Below are 14871 nucleotides of genomic sequence, written 5' to 3'. Positions count from 1 at the left end.
AGCTGTCATGCTCCCCGGCCATGCGACGGGGAGCCCTGCTGGTCCTCGGGCTGGTGACGTCCTCGGTCCTGACCGGGTGCGGCTTCCTCGAGGAGCTGGCCCACCCGCCGGTCACCCCGGTCGCCGCCCCGGTGTCGACCACCCCGCGCCCGACCCCGACCCCGCCGCCGGCCACCCCCGTGCTCACCGCGCAGCTGCTCGACGACCGGCAGCTGCCCGGCGGGCCGTTCCGCGGCAGCCTGCTGGTCGACGCGCACCCGGTGACCGCCGGCTTGCCGCCCCTGGACGTCACGTTCCCCACCGACTGTGGCCTGGAGGAGGCGACGACGCGCCACCTCGCCGTCGACCTCACCTTCACCGACCGCCCGGGCGCGGTGACGGTGGTCTCCGCCGGCGTCTCGGTGAGCGGTCCGGCCGTGGACGCCGGCGTCGTGGGGCTGTTCGTCGAGTCCTCGGACAGCGACGTCTGGTACTGCCGGGACGGTGACCGGACGCCGTCCGCCGACCACCTCGTGCTGGGCGCCACGGAGGCGACCACCGTGACGGCGTACCTGGTCGTGGGCCCCGACGCCCCGGACGACGCCCTCACCGGGCTGACCGTGGCGCTCACCGACCTGCGCGACCCGGTGGCCGGGGGCTCCGGCCGCGACGGACCGTGGACGGTGGTGGGCGGGCCGGCGTCGTCGTGCCTCGACGCCCCGGGCGGGCTCTGCGTCTCGGTCGGCTGACCACCGCCCGGGCTGGCGCGAGGGTACCCCCGGGGGGTACCCTCGGTCGCATGACGGGCTACGCGGGGGAGAAGGACCAGCTGCTCGCGCGCCTCAAGCGCGTGGAGGGCCAGGTCCGCGGCATCGCACGGATGGTCGAGGACGACACGTACTGCATCGACGTGCTGACCCAGGTCTCCGCGGCCACCAAGGCGCTGCAGGCGGTCGCACTCGGCCTGCTCGACGACCACCTGGCCCACTGCGTCCGCGACGCGGTGGCCAGCAGCGCCGCCGACGACGGCGCCACAGCCGACGCCAAGATCGCCGAGGCCTCCGCCGCCATCGCCCGGCTCGTCCGTTCCTGACCCGACCGACCACAAGGAGCCCCCTGTGCCCACCATGGACTTCACCGTCACCGGTATGACCTGCCAGCACTGCGTCGCCTCGGTCACCGAGGAGGTCAGCGAGCTCGGCGTCACCGAGGTCGACGTCGACCTGGCCACCGGCCGGCTGCACGTCGTCGGCGACGTGACGCCCGAGCAGGTGCAGGCCGCCGTCGCCGAGGCCGGCAGCTACACCGCGCAGCCGGCATGAGCGCCGGGCCGGAGGCGGCCCGGTCGCAGGCGCCGGCGCCGCTGGACGAGGTCCGCCTCGACATCACCGGGATGACCTGTGCCAGCTGCGCGAACCGGATCGAGCGGAAGCTCAACAAGCTCGACGGCGTCGAGGCCAGCGTCAACTACGCCACCGAGGCCGCGACCGTCCGGTTCGACCCGGCCCGGGTCGTCACCGACCGGCTCCTGGAGACCGTGAGCGCCGCTGGGTACGCAGCCGCGCTCCCCACCCCGCCGGCGGACGACGACGAGCAGGAGCCCGTCGCCCCCGAGTCCGCACTGCGGCAGCGGCTGCTGGTCAGCACCGTGCTCGCGCTGCCGGTGGTGCTGCTGTCGATGGTGCCGGCCTGGCAGTTCACCAACTGGCAGTGGGTGGCGCTGGCGCTGGCCACCCCGGTCGTGCTCTGGGGGGCCTGGCCCTTCCATCGCGCCGCCGTCGTCAACGCCCGGCACGGCGCCAGCACCATGGACACCCTGGTCTCGATCGGCATCACCGCGGCCTACCTGTGGTCGCTGTGGGCGCTGTTCCTCGGCGACGCCGGCATGGCGGGCATGCGGATGAGCTTCACCCTGCTGCCCGAGCGCGGCGCCGGCACGCACGAGATCTACCTGGAGGTCGCCTCGGCGGTCACCGTCTTCCTGCTCGCCGGCCGGTGGGCCGAGGCCCGCGCCAAGCGCCGCTCCGGCGCCGCGCTGGCCGCGCTGCTCGAGCTCGGGGTGCGCGAGGCCGCCGTGCTGCGGGACGGCGTCGAGGTGCGCGTGCCGATCGCCGAGCTCGCCGTGGGCGACCGTTTCGTCGTCCGGCCGGGGGAGAAGGTGGCCACCGACGGTCTCGTCGTGAGCGGCAGCTCCGCGGTCGACCTGTCGATGCTGACCGGGGAGAGCGTCCCGGTGGAGGTCGCCGAGGGTGACCGGGTCACCGGCGCGACGGTCAACGTCGGTGGCCGGCTGGTCGTCGAGGCCACCCGGGTCGGCGCGGACACCACGCTGGCCCAGCTCGGCCGCCTGGTCACCCAGGCGCAGAGCGGTAAGGCGCAGGTGCAGCGGTTGGCCGACCGGGTCTCGGCGGTGTTCGTGCCGGTGGTGCTGGTCATCGCGCTGGGCACCCTGCTCGGCTGGCTGCTCCTCACCGGCGACGTCACGGCCGCGTTCACCGCCGCCGTCGCCGTGCTGGTCATCGCCTGCCCGTGCGCGCTGGGCCTGGCCACCCCCACCGCCCTGCTGGTGGGCACCGGCCGCGGCGCCCAGCTGGGCGTGCTGATCAAGGGCCCGGAGGTGCTGGAGAGCACCCGCCGGGTCGACACCGTGGTGCTGGACAAGACCGGCACCGTCACCACCGGGCAGATGAGCCTGGTCGAGGTCGCCGGCCACCCCGACACGCTGCGGCTCGCCGCGGCCGTCGAGGCCGGCAGCGAGCACCCGATCGCCCGCGCCGTCGTCGCCGCAGCCGGTGCACCGCTGGCGCCGGTCACCGGCTTCGCCAGCCAGGCCGGCATCGGCGTCACCGGCACCGTCGAGGGCCACGACCTGGTCATCGGCTGCCGCGGCGACCTGCCGCCGGTGCCGGCCGACCTGGCCGCCGTCGCCGACGCCGCCGAGGCCGCCGGGCGCACCGCCGTCCGGGTCGCCTGGGACGGCGAGGTGCGCGGGGTGCTGGTCGTCGCCGACACCGTCAAGCCCAGCAGCGCCGCGGCCATCACCCGGCTGCGCGCGCTGGGGCTGGCGCCGGTGCTCGTGACCGGCGACAACGCCGGGGCCGCCGCCGCGGTCGCCCGCGCCGTGGGCCTGGCCCCCGACGAGGTGGTGTCCGGGGTGCTGCCGGCCGGCAAGGTCGACGTCGTCCGCGACCTGCAGGCCCGCGGCCGGGTGGTCGCCATGGTCGGCGACGGCGTCAACGACGCCCCCGCACTCGCCCAGGCCGACCTCGGGCTGGCGATGGGCTCGGGCACCGACGTCGCGATCGAGGCCAGCGACCTCACCCTGGTGCGCGCCGACCTCGACGCCGCGGTCGACGCCGTCCGGCTGGCCCGGCGCACCCTCGCGGTGATCAAGGGCAACCTGTTCTGGGCCTTCGCCTACAACGTGGCGCTGGTGCCGCTGGCCGCGCTCGGGTTCCTCAACCCGCTGCTGGCCGGGCTGGCCATGGCGGCGTCCTCGGTGCTGGTGGTGACCAACAGCCTGCGGCTGCGCCGCTTCCGGTCGGCCGCCTGACCTGCCCGGCTGCCCCGGCCGCTCAGCCGGGGCAGCCGGCCCGGCGGGCGGCCAGCAGGGGCAGGACCACGTCGGCCAGGATCTCGTCGGCGTAGGCCTCGGTGACCGGCTCGCTGCTGAACAGCCAGCGCTGCAGGATCGGCGCGCTGGCCGAGGAGGACACCGCGCTGCCGGGCACGGAGTCGTCGACCTCGCCGCGCGCCACGGCGCGTGCCCAGACCTGGCGGTACACGACCGACCACAGGTCCATCGGCCCGCTGCGGAACGCCGTCTGCAGCGCCGGCTCGTGCGGCAGTGCCGACATCAGCGACAGCGTCGCGGCACCCAGTGGCCCGTTGACCGCCGACACCAGCCCGTGCAGCAGCAGGCGCAGGTCGCCCTCCAGCGACCCGGTGTCCGGCAGCGTCATCGAGGAGGCGCTCAGGTCGGCGACGGCGTCGGCGACCAGGTCGGACTTGGTGCGCCAGCGGCGGTAGATCGTCGCCTTGCCCACCCCGGCGGTGGCGGCCACGGCGTCCATGGTCAGGCCCGCGTACCCCGACTCGGCCAGGACCGCGAGGATCGCCGAGCGGATCGCGCCGTCCCGGGAGGGGTCGCGGGGACGGCCGCCGCGACCGGGTCGGTCGCCGGCAGGGGAGGTGGGGTCGGACACGACTAGACACTAGTCCGGTTGATCATCGTTCCCACTGTGAGCCGGGCCCCACCTGCCCCACTGCGCTCAGCGACCGCGCGCCTGCGGCTGGTCACGGAGGTGGTCGGTCATCCTGCTGCCGTGACCGGCCCCGTCGACTCCGTGCGTCCCTCGTGGGAGACCCCGCGGTCTGCCCGCCGCCTGCTCCTGGCCAGCACCCTCACCCACGTGCTGCCCAGCATCTCCCGGGTCGCCGGGGCGATGGGCCTGCGGATCGGCACCGCACCGGGGCTGCTGGACGTCGTCGACGACGAGGGCGGCCGGCGGATCGACCGGCTGCTCCAGCGGCTGGCCCGCGAGCTGACCTCCGCCGAGACCCAGGCCGTGCGGGTCACCACCGACCCGCCCGCGGACGGCGTCGCGCTGGCCACCCGGCTGCTCACCGCGCCGACGCTGGCCGTCGAGCTGGCCCGCCGCGGCATCACCGTGGAGATGGGCCTGCTCACCGGGGCCGAGCTGTGGCCGGTCTACCAGCCGATCATGTCGCTGACCTCCGGCGGGATGGTCGGGCACGAGGCGCTGCTGCGCGGCCGGGTCGACGGCCGCGAGGTCGGCGGGGGCGACCTGTTCTTCCTCGCCGAGCGCGGCGGCTGGCTGGACCGGCTCGACCGGCTGGCCCGCGAGGCCGCGATCAGCCACGCCGCCGGCTGGCTGGGCGGCGCCGACCTGTACGTGAACTCCGACCCGGCGGCGGTCCACCGGCCCTCGGTCTGCCTGGCCAGCACCGAGCGGGCCGTGCACGAGGCCGGGATCGACCCGCGGCAGCTGGTGTTCGAGGTGGTCGCCTCGCACGCGGTCACCGACCGGGAGCACCTGCTGTCGGTGCTGGAGCACCACCGCTCGCTGGGCTGGCGGGTGGCCCTGGACGACGTCGGCGTCGGCTGGTCCGGCCTGGCGCTGGTGTCGGTCGTCCGCCCGGACGTCGTCAAGCTCAGCAAGGCGCTGGTCGCCCGGCTGCACGAGCCCGGACCGAACGCGATCGCCCGGGCGCTGACCGAGCTCACCCACCTGCACGGCGGCACGGTCGTGGCCGAGGGCGTGGAGTCCGAGCTGATGGCCGACCGGGCGCGGGCCGTGGGCGCCGACCTCGGGCAGGGCTGGCTCTTCGGCCACCCGGTGCGCCCGGAGCCGGAGTCCGAGCCCGAGCTCGTCCTGGTCTAGCGGCCCGCGCCCGTCCGCCGTCCGAGCCGCTGTCCGGCCCCCTCGCAGGGGCCCGCCGCGAGCGTGCGGGTGGTGGGGGGCGAGGGGCTCCTCAGACGGTGTTCCAGCCGATGAGGGCCGGCCAGTCGTGCTCGTGGCCCAGGACGCCGTAGCGGCCGGTGGCCAGCGGGAAGATCGCACCCTTCTCCGGGCCGAAGCCCAGCCAGCGGGCGGTGAGGATGCGCAGCACGTGCCCGTGGGCGACCAGCGCGACGTCGCCGTCGGCCAGCAGCGGCCGGGCCCGCTCCAGCACCCGGTCGACCCGCGCGGCGACCTGGACCAGGCTCTCGCCGGGGGTGTCGCCGGGCTCGGTGCCGTCGCTCCACAGCGACCAGGGGTGGCCGAGCTCCTCGTGGATCTGCGGGGTGGTCTTGCCCTCCCACCGCCCGTAGTCGACCTCGACCAGGTCGGGCTCCAGCTCGGCGGTGATGCCGTGGTCGAACAGGCCGGCCAGTTCCGCGGTGCGCCGGGCCCGGGCCAGCGGGCTGACGAAGGCGTGCGTGATCTGCCGGTCCGACAGCTCCGCCCGCAGCGCCCGGGCGTCGTCCTCACCGCCGGGGAGCAGCGGCAGGTCGGTCAGCCCGGTGTGCTGCCCGCTCGTGCTCCACTCGGTCGCCCCGTGCCGGACGACGACGATCTCACCCACGACGTGCCTCCTCTGCGGGCGCCGGTGCCGGCGCCGCGTCTCGTGCTGCCTCGGTCCGTCCGCCGGCGGACGCAGTCCCGGCGACGGCCATCACGGCCACTGATCCACAGATGACCAGCAGCGGTGCGGTCCAACCGCCCGTCGCGTCGTGCACGGCCCCCACGACCAGGGGTCCGGTGGCCGCCACGACGTAGCCCCCGCCCTGCACCATCGCCGACAGCTGCCGGCTCCGGGTCAGGTCGGGCGACCGCCGCACGATGGCGATGAAGACGACGGTGATGCCGCCGCCCTGGGCCGCCCCGGCGAGGCTGCACCACAGCGGCCACAGGCCCGGGGCGACCAGCAGCCCGATCGGCAGCGTCGCCCAGAAGGCGGTCACGGCCAGCAGCACCAGCGCGGGGCGCTTCCACCAGGCGACCAGGGCGGGCACGGAGAACGCCCCGACCACCGCCAGCACCTGGAACAGCGAGGAGCTGACCCCGGCCTGGGCCTTGGTCAGGCCGTTCTCGTCGGCCAGCAGCGTGGGCAGCCAGGCCGTCGTGCCGTAGTAGCTGAACGCCTGACCGGAGAAGGCCAGCGTCAGACCCCAGGCCACCGGGCTTCGCCAGACCGGGGGGCCCGGGGCGGCGGCCGGTGGCGGGGGAGGGGCGGTGCCCGCGGCCTCGGCGGCGGCGGCGCGGGCCACCTGGCGGCGCAGCGCGGTGGTCCAGACGGCCGCGGCGACCACCACCAGCAGGCCCCATGCGGCCAGCGCGAGCTGCCAGCCGACGAGGTCGGCCAGCGGCGCGGTGAGCGCGGACGTCGTCGTCGCCCCGACGTTGAGCGCGGCGGTGTACGCGGCGGTGACGATGTTGGTGGCGCCGGGGAAGTCGCGGCCGATGACCACCGGGACGACGACGTTGCCCACGGTGATGCCCAGCCCGATCACCACCGTGCCGGCGATCGCGGCCTCCTGGCTGCCCAGCGACCGCAGCACCGTGCCGGCCAGCACCCCGGCCAGGGAGAGCAGCACCGCCCGGTGCACTCCGCTGCGGGCGATCAGCAGCGAGGCCAGCGGGGCGGCCAGGCCGAAGCACAGCACCGGGATGCTGGTCAGCAGGCCGATGGTGCCCGCACCGACGCGGAGGTCCCGCTGCAGGTCCTCGACCACCGGGGCGACCGCGACCAGCGGCCCGCGGAGGTTCAGCGCGACCAGCAGCACCCCGGCCAGGAGCAGCACCGGCAGGGCCGTCGTCCCGGCCCGCCGTGTCCGTTGCACCGGACCACCTTCCCCCACCGGGGCCCGGCGTCCAGCATGCGCACCAGCGACTGTGCCGACCCTCACATGACCGGGGGCGGGGAAGGACGGGCGCCCGGGAGCCCTTGTAGGGGACGGGACCCCGCAGGCCGCAGCCGCGGGTCCCACCCGACTCGAGCTCCTGGAGGACCCATGACCGCCCCCACCACCCCGCTCACCTTCGACCTCGGCGGCGACCTCACCGTCCACCGCCTCGGCTACGGCGCCATGCAGCTCACCGGCCCGGGCGTCTGGGGCGAGCCGGCCGACCGCGCCGGCGCGCTCGCCGTGGTCAAGGCCGCGATCGAGCAGGGCGTCGACTTCATCGACACCGCCGACTCCTACGGCCCGCAGGTCAGCGAGCAGATCATCGCCGAGGCCGCGTTCCCGTACCCGGACGGCCTGGTCATCGGCACCAAGGCCGGCCTGACCCGCACCGGCCCCGGCGTCTGGCCCCCGGTCGGTCGCCCGTCCTACCTCAAGCAGCAGGTCGAGCTGTCGCTGCGCAACCTCAAGGTCGACCGGATCGACCTGATCCAGCTGCACCGCATCGACACCGAGGTGCCCCTCGCCGACCAGCTCGGTGCCTTCGCCGAGCTCAAGGAGGAGGGCAAGGTCCGCCACGTCGGCGTCTCGGAGGTCTCCGTCGACGAGCTGAAGGCCGCCCGCGAGATCACCGAGATCGTCTCCGTGCAGAACCTGTACAACCTGACGAACCGGCAGTCCGCCGACGTGCTGGCCTACGCCGAGGCCGAGGGCATCGCGTTCATCCCGTGGTTCCCGATCGCCACCGGTGACCTGGCCAAGCCCGACAGCCCGGTCGCCGAGGTGGCCCGCGAGCTCGACGCGACCCCCTCGCAGGTGGCACTGGCCTGGCTGCTGCAGAAGTCGCCGGTCATCCTGCCCATCCCGGGCACGAAGTCGATCGACCACCTGACCGAGAACATGGGCGCTGCGCAGCTGACGCTGTCCGCCGAGGACATGGCCAAGCTGGACGCGCTGGCGTAAGCGCTCCACGACAGCCGACGACGGCCGGGTCCCCGCACGGGGGCCCGGCCGTCGTCGTCCCGGCGGCTGGTCAGGCGGGGGTGTGTTCCGGGCCGGTGCCCGGGTGCAGCAGCGGGCCCTCGCCGCCGTGGCCGGCGCCGAGTGCGGCGACGAAGTCGCGCAGCGCGTCGCCGCCGCTGTGCTTGGCGCGCCAGCCCAGCACCGTGCGGGCGCGGGTGGTGTCCATCGGCGGGACGCCCAGGCCCAGGTCCAGCCAGCCCGGCTCGATCTGCAGCAGCCGGGACAGGAACGCCACCTGCATCCCGGTGCGCAGCACCACCGCGGGCACGGCCACCCGCTTCATCCCCAGCGCCCCGGCCAGGCCGGCGGCGTCGAAGTTCGGCGGGGCGGTCACGTTGAACGCGCCACCCGCCCGGCGGTCCAGGGCCCGGGCGATCACGTCGGCCACGTCGTCGGCGTGCACCACCCCGATCGACAGGTCCGGGATCGGCAGCGGCAGCACCTTGGCCGCCACCCCGGCCACCGGGGCCGGCAGGGCGCGGGCCGCGGGGAACAGCACCGGGCCGAGGAAGTAGCGGCCGATCTCGCTCGCGGCGTCGGGCTGGAGCACCAGCGTCGGGCGGATCGCGGTGACGGTGGTCCCCGGGTTGGCGGCGTCGAACACGCGGAGCATCCGCTCGCACTCGACCTTGAGCCGGCTGTACTGCGAGCTCGGGACGCCGGTGGTCGGCCAGTCCTCGCCGACCGGGTGCGTCTGCGGGCCGGCGGCGTAGGTGCCGATCGAGGACAGGTGCACGACGTGCCGCACGCCCGCCGCGGCCGCGGCGTCCAGCACCCGCCGGGTGCCGTCGACGTTCACCCGCTGCAGCCGCTCCGGGTCGCGGTCGGGGACCAGCGCCCACGCCGAGTGGACGACCGCGTCGACGCCGTCGAGGAACTCGGCCAGCACCGGCTCGCTCTCCGGCGTCCCGAGGTCGGCGGTGTACCAGCGCACCCCGGCGTAGGGGGCGGTCTCGGGGGGACGGCGGCGGGCCAGCCCGCGGACCTCGGTGACACCGGCGTCGGCGAGGGCGCGCAGCAGCGCCGTCCCGACGTTGCCGCTGGCGCCGGTGACGGCGACGGTCAGGCCGGGGAGCAGGGAGGAGCCGGTGGGTTCAGCCATGACCGGGCGCTACCCGCATCGGCGCACCCCTCAACCGCCGACGGTGAGCCCTGCCAGCTCGGTGCCCCGGACGGCGGCCAGCCGCTCGGCCTCGGCCTCCAGCGCGGCGACCGGGACGTCGCGCCACGGGTCGACCTGCACGGTCAGCCGCCGGCCGGCCTTGCGCGGCCGCCAGGTGCCGGCGACCTCCCCGTCGACCAGCACCGCCCCGGGCCGGCCGAGGACGCGCCACAGGTCCGACGCCTGCGCCGCGTCGGGCACCAGCAGGGTGCGGTCGCGGGTCTGCAGGTAGGGGTCGAAGGGGCCCAGCAGCCGGGTCGTGCGTGCCGGGCCGGCGCCGAGGCCGTCGACGTCGGCGGCCAGCAGCCACCGCCGCTCGCCGTCCACCTGCACCTCGACCGCGTCGTCCGGCCAGTGCCCCCGCACGTCCTGCACCGGGGCGTCGAGGTAGGCCGCCACCTGCTGCGGGGTGGCCGGGCCGTGCAGCCGCAGGTACCCGCGGACGACGTCCAGGTGCGCGGGCACCTCGGCCGCGGGCACGAGCCCGGGGACTGGCTGGAGCACCGGGGGAGAGGTGTCCGGCTGCAGCTCCAGCCCGGCGCGCAGCGCGGCCAGCCGGAACGTCTGCTCGTACACGTGCACCGCGTGGCAGGGGCGGCAGTGGCGCAGGTACGGGGCGTCCATCCGTTCCGTCAGCTGCCGGGACAGCTCGCCCTTGACCGTCGGTGCGGTGACGACCTCCCGCATCGCCGCGGCCATGGTGTCCAGCGCCGTCAGCACCGGGACGCCGGCGGCCCGCAGCGGCCGTGCGCCGTCGAAGACCCGCTTCGCCGCGTCGGCCTCGGAGAACGGGGCGGTCGCCGCGGCCACCCCGGGCAGGTCGGCGCGGCGGTACACGTGCGGTGCGCCGCGCAGCGTCCAGACCAGGGCCAGGTCACCGGCCGGGACGTCGACCAGGCCGCGGACGGCGAGCGCCCAGCGGGCCGCGTCCGCGCCGGTGTCCTGCACCCCGAGGTCCAGCACCGCCGTGTCGGCGAGCGTGCCCGCCGTCCGGTCGAGCTGGTGGGCGCGCACACGGGACGCCAGCACGTCCGCCCGGGTCACCTGCCGCACGCGGTCACCGTAGGGCGCGGCGCGGCCCGCCGGGACCTGTTCAGCTGCCGTGGGTGCGGACGTGCGCGGTGACCAGCTCCGCGGTGCGCTCGGCGGCCAGCTCGGGGACCCAGTGGTTCATGCCCTCGAGCACCTCCAGGGCGTAGGGGGCGTCGACGAACTGCGCGGTCGCCTCGGTCGCCGCCCGGCCCAGGAAGGCGTCGCCGTCGCCCCACACGTGCAGCGTCGGTACCCGCACGGTGCCCACCGGGGTGTTGCCGGACAGCGGGAGCGCCCGGTACCAGTTCAGCGCCGCGGTCAGCGCGCCCGGCTGCTGCAGCCGCTCGACGTAGCCGTCGGCCAGCTCGGGCGGCAGCCCGCCCTGGCGGAGCGTCCGCCGCAGCACCGCGCCCCGGCCGGCCAGCAGCACCGCCTCGGGGACGGCGGGCACCTGGAAGAAGCCGACGTAGCTGCTGCGCAGGGCCTGGTCGCTGTGCCCCAGCGCCTGGGTCATCGCGGCCGGGTGCGGCACCGACAGCGCGGTCAGCGTGCGCACCCGCCACGGGTGCCAGGCCGCCAGTGCCCAGCCCACGATGCCGCCCCAGTCGTGCCCGACGACGTGCGCGCTGGCCAGCCCGGCGGTCCGCAGCAGGGCCAGCACGTCGTCGACCGACTCGCGCAGGCGGTAGGCGGAGCGCCCGGCCGGCCGGGCGCCGGGGGAGTAGCCGCGCTGGTCGGGGGCGAGGGTGCGCAGCCCGGCCGAGTGCAGCGCCGGGGCCATCCGGTCGAAGGCCGAGGAGTCCTGCGGGAAGCCGTGCAGCAGGACGACGGGCTCCCCGTCGCCGGGCCCGGAGTCGCGGACGTCGAAGACCAGCCCACCGCGGGAGAAGGTGTCCATGCCCGTTCTCTGCCCGCTGCGGGGCGGGGCCACGCTCAGACCGCGACGGCGACCCGCGCGGGCTCGGGCAGCACGTGGGCGAACACCGACGTCGGGGTCCCGTCGGCGTCGCGCACCACCGAGACCCGCACGGTGACCGGCAGCTGTGTGCCGTCGGCGTGCCGCAGGCTGGTGGACAGCTCGGTCCGGCCGTCGGCCTCGGTGAACAGGGCCATGACGGCGGTGGCCTGCTCCGCACGGTCGTACGCCGGGGTGAGGTCCTGCACCCGCCGGCCCACCAGCGCCTCGCTGTCGGTCCCCAGCAGCGCGGCGAAGGCCCGGTTGGCCCGCAGCAGCGAGCCGTCGGTGCGGGCCAGCAGCATGCCGATCGGGGCGTCGTCGAAGGCGTGCCGGAACATCTGCTCGCTGTCGGTCAGCGCCCGCCGGGCCTGCACGGTGGCGGTGACGTCGCGGGAGACCGACAGCACCTCGCGCACCCGGCCGTCCTCACCGGTCAGCCGCCGGGTGGTGCTCTCCAGCCACCGGGTGCTGCCGTCCCGGTGCCGGACGCGGTGCACGGCGGTGCCGTCGTCCCACGGCCCGGCCGGGGCCGGGGAGTCGAGGTAGAAGGTGCTGGTGAGGTCAGTGCCGGTGATCTCCTGCGGCAGCCGGCCCAGCACGGCCTGGCTGCTGGCCGAGGCGTAGGTGACGACCCGGTCGGGGGTGGTCACCAGCACCAGCTCGTCGTTGCCCAGCGGGAGCACGGCCTCGGCGGCGAGCGGCTCGGCCAGCGCACGGGAGCTGAGCCGCTCGGTCAGCCGGGCCGAGGCGGGCTCGGGCCGGCCGAACAGCCAGCCCTGGGCGGAGTCGCAGCCCATCGCGACCAGCTGCTGGGCCTGCTCGGCGGTCTCGACGCCCTCGGCGCAGACCCGGCGGCCCAGGCTGTGCGCGGCCTCGATGACCAGCCGGGCCAGCACGGCGTCGGCGGTGTCGCTGGCGACCCGCTCGATGAAGGAGCGGTCGATCTTGACCAGGTGCACCGGCAGGGCGCGCAGCAGGGCGAGCGCGGAGTGCCCGGTGCCGAAGTCGTCCAGCGCCAGGCGGACCCCCAGGTCGCGGACCTGAGCGAGGCGGGCCGCGGTGGCGTCGAGGTCGGTGATGGCCGCGGTCTCGGTGATCTCCAGGCACAGCCGGTCGGGGGCCAGGCCGCTGTCGGTGAGGGCGGCGGTGACGTCGTCGATGAAGCCGCGCTGGGTGAGCTGGACGGGGGAGACGTTGACGGCCACGGTCGGCGGCAGCCCTGAGGGCCCGGCAGCCCAGCCCGCGGCCTCCCGGCACGCGGTCTGCAGCACCCAGCGGCCCAGGTCGACGACGAGGCCGGTGCGCTCGGCGAGCGGGATGAACCGGTCGGGGGCGACCCGGCCCAGCTCGGGGTCGGTCCAGCGGGCCAGCGCCTCGACGCCGGTGACCTGGGCCGAGGGCAGGCTGACGACCGGCTGGTAGTGCAGCTCCAGGCTGCACGACTCGATCGCCTGCCGCAGCCGGCGCTCCATCTCGTGCTGGGCGCGGACGGTGTCGGAGGTCTCGGCGTCCTCCACCAGCTCCGTGCCGAAGTGGGCGACCCGGCCGCGGCCCAGGGACTTGGCCCGGTGGACGGCGAGGTCGGCCCGGTGCAGCACCGCGTCGGGGGTGAGCCCACCGGGACCGGCCGCGCCGGCGACGCCCACGCTGGCGCCGAGGCTGACCAGGTGCTCGCCGCCGGACCCGGTGCGCGCGGTCACGACGTAGGGCGCGGCCGCGGTCAGCACGATCCGCTCGCCCAGCGCGGTGGCCTGTGCGCCGCTCAGCGGTGCCTCGGTGAGCACCGCGAACTCGTCACCGCCGAGCCGCACGACGAGGTCGCCGGTGCGGGCCACGGAGCGCAGCCGGCCGGCGAACTCGACGAGGACGTCGTCGCCGGCGGCGTGGCCGAGGTGGTCGTTGGTGTCCTTGAAGCGGTCCAGGTCGATGGAGAACAGCACGCCGGTGGTCCCGGCGGCGTGGGTCTGCCGGAGCCGCTCGAGCAGGAAGAGCCGGTTGGGCAGCCCGGTCAGCGGGTCGTGCAGGGCCTGGTAGGCGTAGCGCTGGGCCAGCTGCTCGAACACCGCGGTGACCGGTGCGACCGCGAGCCGGCCGTCCGGCCAGGTCACGAGCACCGCGTCGAGCAGGGTGTCGCCGGCGGAACGGCGCTCGATGACGGCGGCGGCCACCGTGGCCACCGGGCAGTCGGCGGCGAAGCGGAGCGTGGCCGGGGGCGCGGAGTCGGCCACCGGACGGCGCTGCAGCAGCAGCCGGCCGTAGCCGAGCCGTCCGGTCATCGCCAGCTCGAACCAGGAGCGGCTGACCAGCTGGGGCGCGCCGGGGGTGTCGACGACGACCCAGCGCAGCGCGGCGTCCCGGCGGAAGAGGACGTCGACCGAGGCCATGCTGGCCGTTGCCGGGACCAGGTGGGCCGGGCGGGACAGCTCGCCGAGTCCGCGCCCGGCGTCCGGGCCGGTCGGGTCGGCGGAGAGCGCCACCTGCAGCACGCCCGCCGGGCGCGTGGTGGAGGACGTCGAGGTCGTGGTCATGCGTTCGTGCCTGCCTCTCGTGGTCCCCGTCCGTGGTGACGACGCCGAGTGTGTCGAAAGTTGCACATCGTCACGACAGCCGCTCACCCGTCCGAGGTGCACCCCCGCCGGGGACCCATCCGGAACCGGATCCACCGCCGGGGGAGGATGGACCCGTGGTGGCCCCTCCGACGACAGAGCTGATCGTGTTGGTCGATGACCACGGGACGGCGATCGGCACGATGCCCAAGCCCCTGGTGCACACCGGGGAGACCCCGCTGCACCGGGCCTTCTCCGCCTACCTCTTCGCCGACGACGGCCGGCTGCTGGTCACCCGGCGGGCCGAGTCGAAGGCGACCTTCCCGGGGATGTGGACCAACACCGTCTGCGGCCACCCCGGCCCGGACGAGCCCGACGTCGACGCGATCGCCCGCCGTGCGGGGTACGAGCTCGGCCTCGGTGTCGCCGACCTGCGCCCGGCGCTGCCGTCCTACCGCTACCGCGCGGAGTTCCGCGGTGTGGTGGAGAACGAGATCTGCCCGGTCTACGTCGGCCGCTTCACCGGCACGCCCCGCCCCGACCCGACCGAGGTGGGCGAGTGGGAGCTGCTGGGGTGGGCGGCCTTCCGCGACCGCCAGGAGACCCAGGAGTACGAGGCCTGGTCACCGTGGTGCCGCGAGCAGGCCCGGCTCATCGAGGCCAACGGGCTCCTGCCGGCCTAGCAGCCGGTCGGCCCACGGCCCGTCCGTCCGGCCCTGATCCGGACGGACCCCGCTGCAGTCCTCGCCGGCTCGGCGCG

Annotated in this window: 14 protein-coding genes; 7 read left to right on the top strand and 7 right to left on the bottom strand. The window is 75.9% G+C overall.

The window, feature by feature from the left end; all coding sequences use genetic code 11:
• Positions 1-20: 20 nt before the first annotated feature.
• The 4 genes from O2W14_RS07495 to O2W14_RS07480 are packed head-to-tail and all read left to right on the top strand — an operon-like array spanning position 21 to position 3532.
• A complete protein-coding gene (locus O2W14_RS07495) occupies positions 21-728 on the top strand; it encodes a hypothetical protein (protein ID WP_269175442.1) in 708 nt (235 codons plus the stop codon).
• Between the two features lie 50 nt (positions 729-778).
• A complete protein-coding gene (locus O2W14_RS07490) occupies positions 779-1072 on the top strand; it encodes a metal-sensitive transcriptional regulator (RefSeq protein ID WP_269175441.1) in 294 nt (97 codons plus the stop codon).
• 34 nt (positions 1073-1106) lie between these two features.
• Positions 1107-1301 (top strand): heavy-metal-associated domain-containing protein, encoded by a 195-nt coding sequence (locus O2W14_RS07485; RefSeq protein WP_331253582.1) that lies wholly within the window; start codon positions 1107-1109, stop codon positions 1299-1301.
• Positions 1298-3532: a heavy metal translocating P-type ATPase gene (locus O2W14_RS07480; protein ID WP_269175439.1), complete on the top strand. Its 2235-nt coding sequence runs from the start codon at positions 1298-1300 to the stop codon at positions 3530-3532. Before O2W14_RS07485 ends, O2W14_RS07480 begins: the two co-directional genes overlap by 4 nt.
• Positions 3533-3554: 22 nt before the next feature.
• Here the strand turns inward: O2W14_RS07480 and O2W14_RS07475 are convergent, their stop codons facing one another.
• Entirely contained in the window at positions 3555-4184 is a 630-nt protein-coding gene (locus O2W14_RS07475; protein WP_269175438.1) for a TetR/AcrR family transcriptional regulator, read from the bottom strand.
• Positions 4185-4304: 120 nt separating this feature from the next.
• Here O2W14_RS07475 and O2W14_RS07470 point away from each other — a divergent pair, with 120 nt between their 5' ends.
• Complete coding sequence (locus O2W14_RS07470; RefSeq protein WP_269175437.1) at positions 4305-5384, top strand: EAL domain-containing protein; 1080 nt, start codon at positions 4305-4307, stop codon at positions 5382-5384.
• A gap of 91 nt (positions 5385-5475) precedes the next feature.
• Here O2W14_RS07470 and O2W14_RS07465 read toward each other — a convergent pair whose 3' ends face one another.
• Positions 5476-6069, bottom strand: coding sequence for a histidine phosphatase family protein (locus tag O2W14_RS07465; protein ID WP_269175436.1), 594 nt, complete (start codon positions 6067-6069; stop codon positions 5476-5478).
• On the bottom strand, positions 6062-7327 hold the full coding sequence (locus tag O2W14_RS07460) for an MFS transporter (RefSeq protein ID WP_269175435.1): 1266 nt from the start codon (positions 7325-7327) through the stop codon (positions 6062-6064). Before O2W14_RS07460 ends, O2W14_RS07465 begins: the two co-directional genes overlap by 8 nt.
• 171 nt (positions 7328-7498) lie before the next feature.
• Between O2W14_RS07460 and O2W14_RS07455 the strand changes: the two genes are divergently transcribed.
• Positions 7499-8353 carry an aldo/keto reductase gene (locus O2W14_RS07455; RefSeq protein WP_269175434.1) on the top strand — a complete coding sequence of 285 codons (855 nt, stop codon included), beginning with the start codon at positions 7499-7501 and terminating at the stop codon, positions 8351-8353.
• Positions 8354-8423: 70 nt separating this feature from the next.
• On the opposite strand, the gene O2W14_RS07450 is transcribed toward O2W14_RS07455, so the two are convergent.
• From O2W14_RS07450 to O2W14_RS07435, 4 genes are read right to left on the bottom strand one after another with little or no spacing between them, the layout of a single operon-like run.
• Entirely contained in the window at positions 8424-9515 is a 1092-nt protein-coding gene (locus tag O2W14_RS07450) for an NAD-dependent epimerase/dehydratase family protein (RefSeq protein WP_269175433.1), read from the bottom strand.
• A 30-nt stretch (positions 9516-9545) separates the two neighbouring features.
• Positions 9546-10628 carry a winged helix DNA-binding domain-containing protein gene (locus O2W14_RS07445; RefSeq protein WP_269175432.1) on the bottom strand — a complete coding sequence of 361 codons (1083 nt, stop codon included), beginning with the start codon at positions 10626-10628 and terminating at the stop codon, positions 9546-9548.
• A gap of 40 nt (positions 10629-10668) precedes the next feature.
• A complete protein-coding gene (locus O2W14_RS07440) occupies positions 10669-11505 on the bottom strand; it encodes an alpha/beta fold hydrolase (RefSeq protein ID WP_269175431.1) in 837 nt (278 codons plus the stop codon).
• A gap of 35 nt (positions 11506-11540) precedes the next feature.
• Entirely contained in the window at positions 11541-14093 is a 2553-nt protein-coding gene (locus O2W14_RS07435) for an EAL domain-containing protein (RefSeq protein ID WP_269175430.1), read from the bottom strand.
• A 155-nt stretch (positions 14094-14248) separates the two neighbouring features.
• Here O2W14_RS07435 and idi point away from each other — a divergent pair, with 155 nt between their 5' ends.
• Positions 14249-14794, top strand: coding sequence for an isopentenyl-diphosphate Delta-isomerase (gene idi, locus O2W14_RS07430; protein WP_269175429.1), 546 nt, complete (start codon positions 14249-14251; stop codon positions 14792-14794).
• Positions 14795-14871 lie beyond the last annotated feature (77 nt).

The organism is Modestobacter sp. VKM Ac-2986 (assembly GCF_026967795.1).
GTDB lineage: Bacteria > Actinomycetota > Actinomycetes > Mycobacteriales > Geodermatophilaceae > Modestobacter.
This window is presented reverse-complemented; position numbering and strand designations above follow the sequence as displayed.

Excerpts from the sequence above, each read along its gene's own strand:
- O2W14_RS07455 (WP_269175434.1), top strand. The coding sequence starts at position 7,499 with ATGACCGCCCCCACCACCCCGCTCACCTTCGACCTCGGCGGCGACCTC.
- O2W14_RS07495 (WP_269175442.1), top strand. The coding sequence starts at position 21 with ATGCGACGGGGAGCCCTGCTGGTCCTCGGGCTGGTGACGTCCTCGGTC.
- O2W14_RS07440 (WP_269175431.1), bottom strand. The coding sequence starts at position 11,505 with ATGGACACCTTCTCCCGCGGTGGGCTGGTCTTCGACGTCCGCGACTCC.
- O2W14_RS07435 (WP_269175430.1), bottom strand. The coding sequence starts at position 14,093 with ATGACCACGACCTCGACGTCCTCCACCACGCGCCCGGCGGGCGTGCTG.
- O2W14_RS07480 (WP_269175439.1), top strand. The coding sequence starts at position 1,298 with ATGAGCGCCGGGCCGGAGGCGGCCCGGTCGCAGGCGCCGGCGCCGCTG.
- O2W14_RS07490 (WP_269175441.1), top strand. The coding sequence starts at position 779 with ATGACGGGCTACGCGGGGGAGAAGGACCAGCTGCTCGCGCGCCTCAAG.
- O2W14_RS07450 (WP_269175433.1), bottom strand. The coding sequence starts at position 9,515 with ATGGCTGAACCCACCGGCTCCTCCCTGCTCCCCGGCCTGACCGTCGCC.
- O2W14_RS07485 (WP_331253582.1), top strand. The coding sequence starts at position 1,107 with ATGGACTTCACCGTCACCGGTATGACCTGCCAGCACTGCGTCGCCTCG.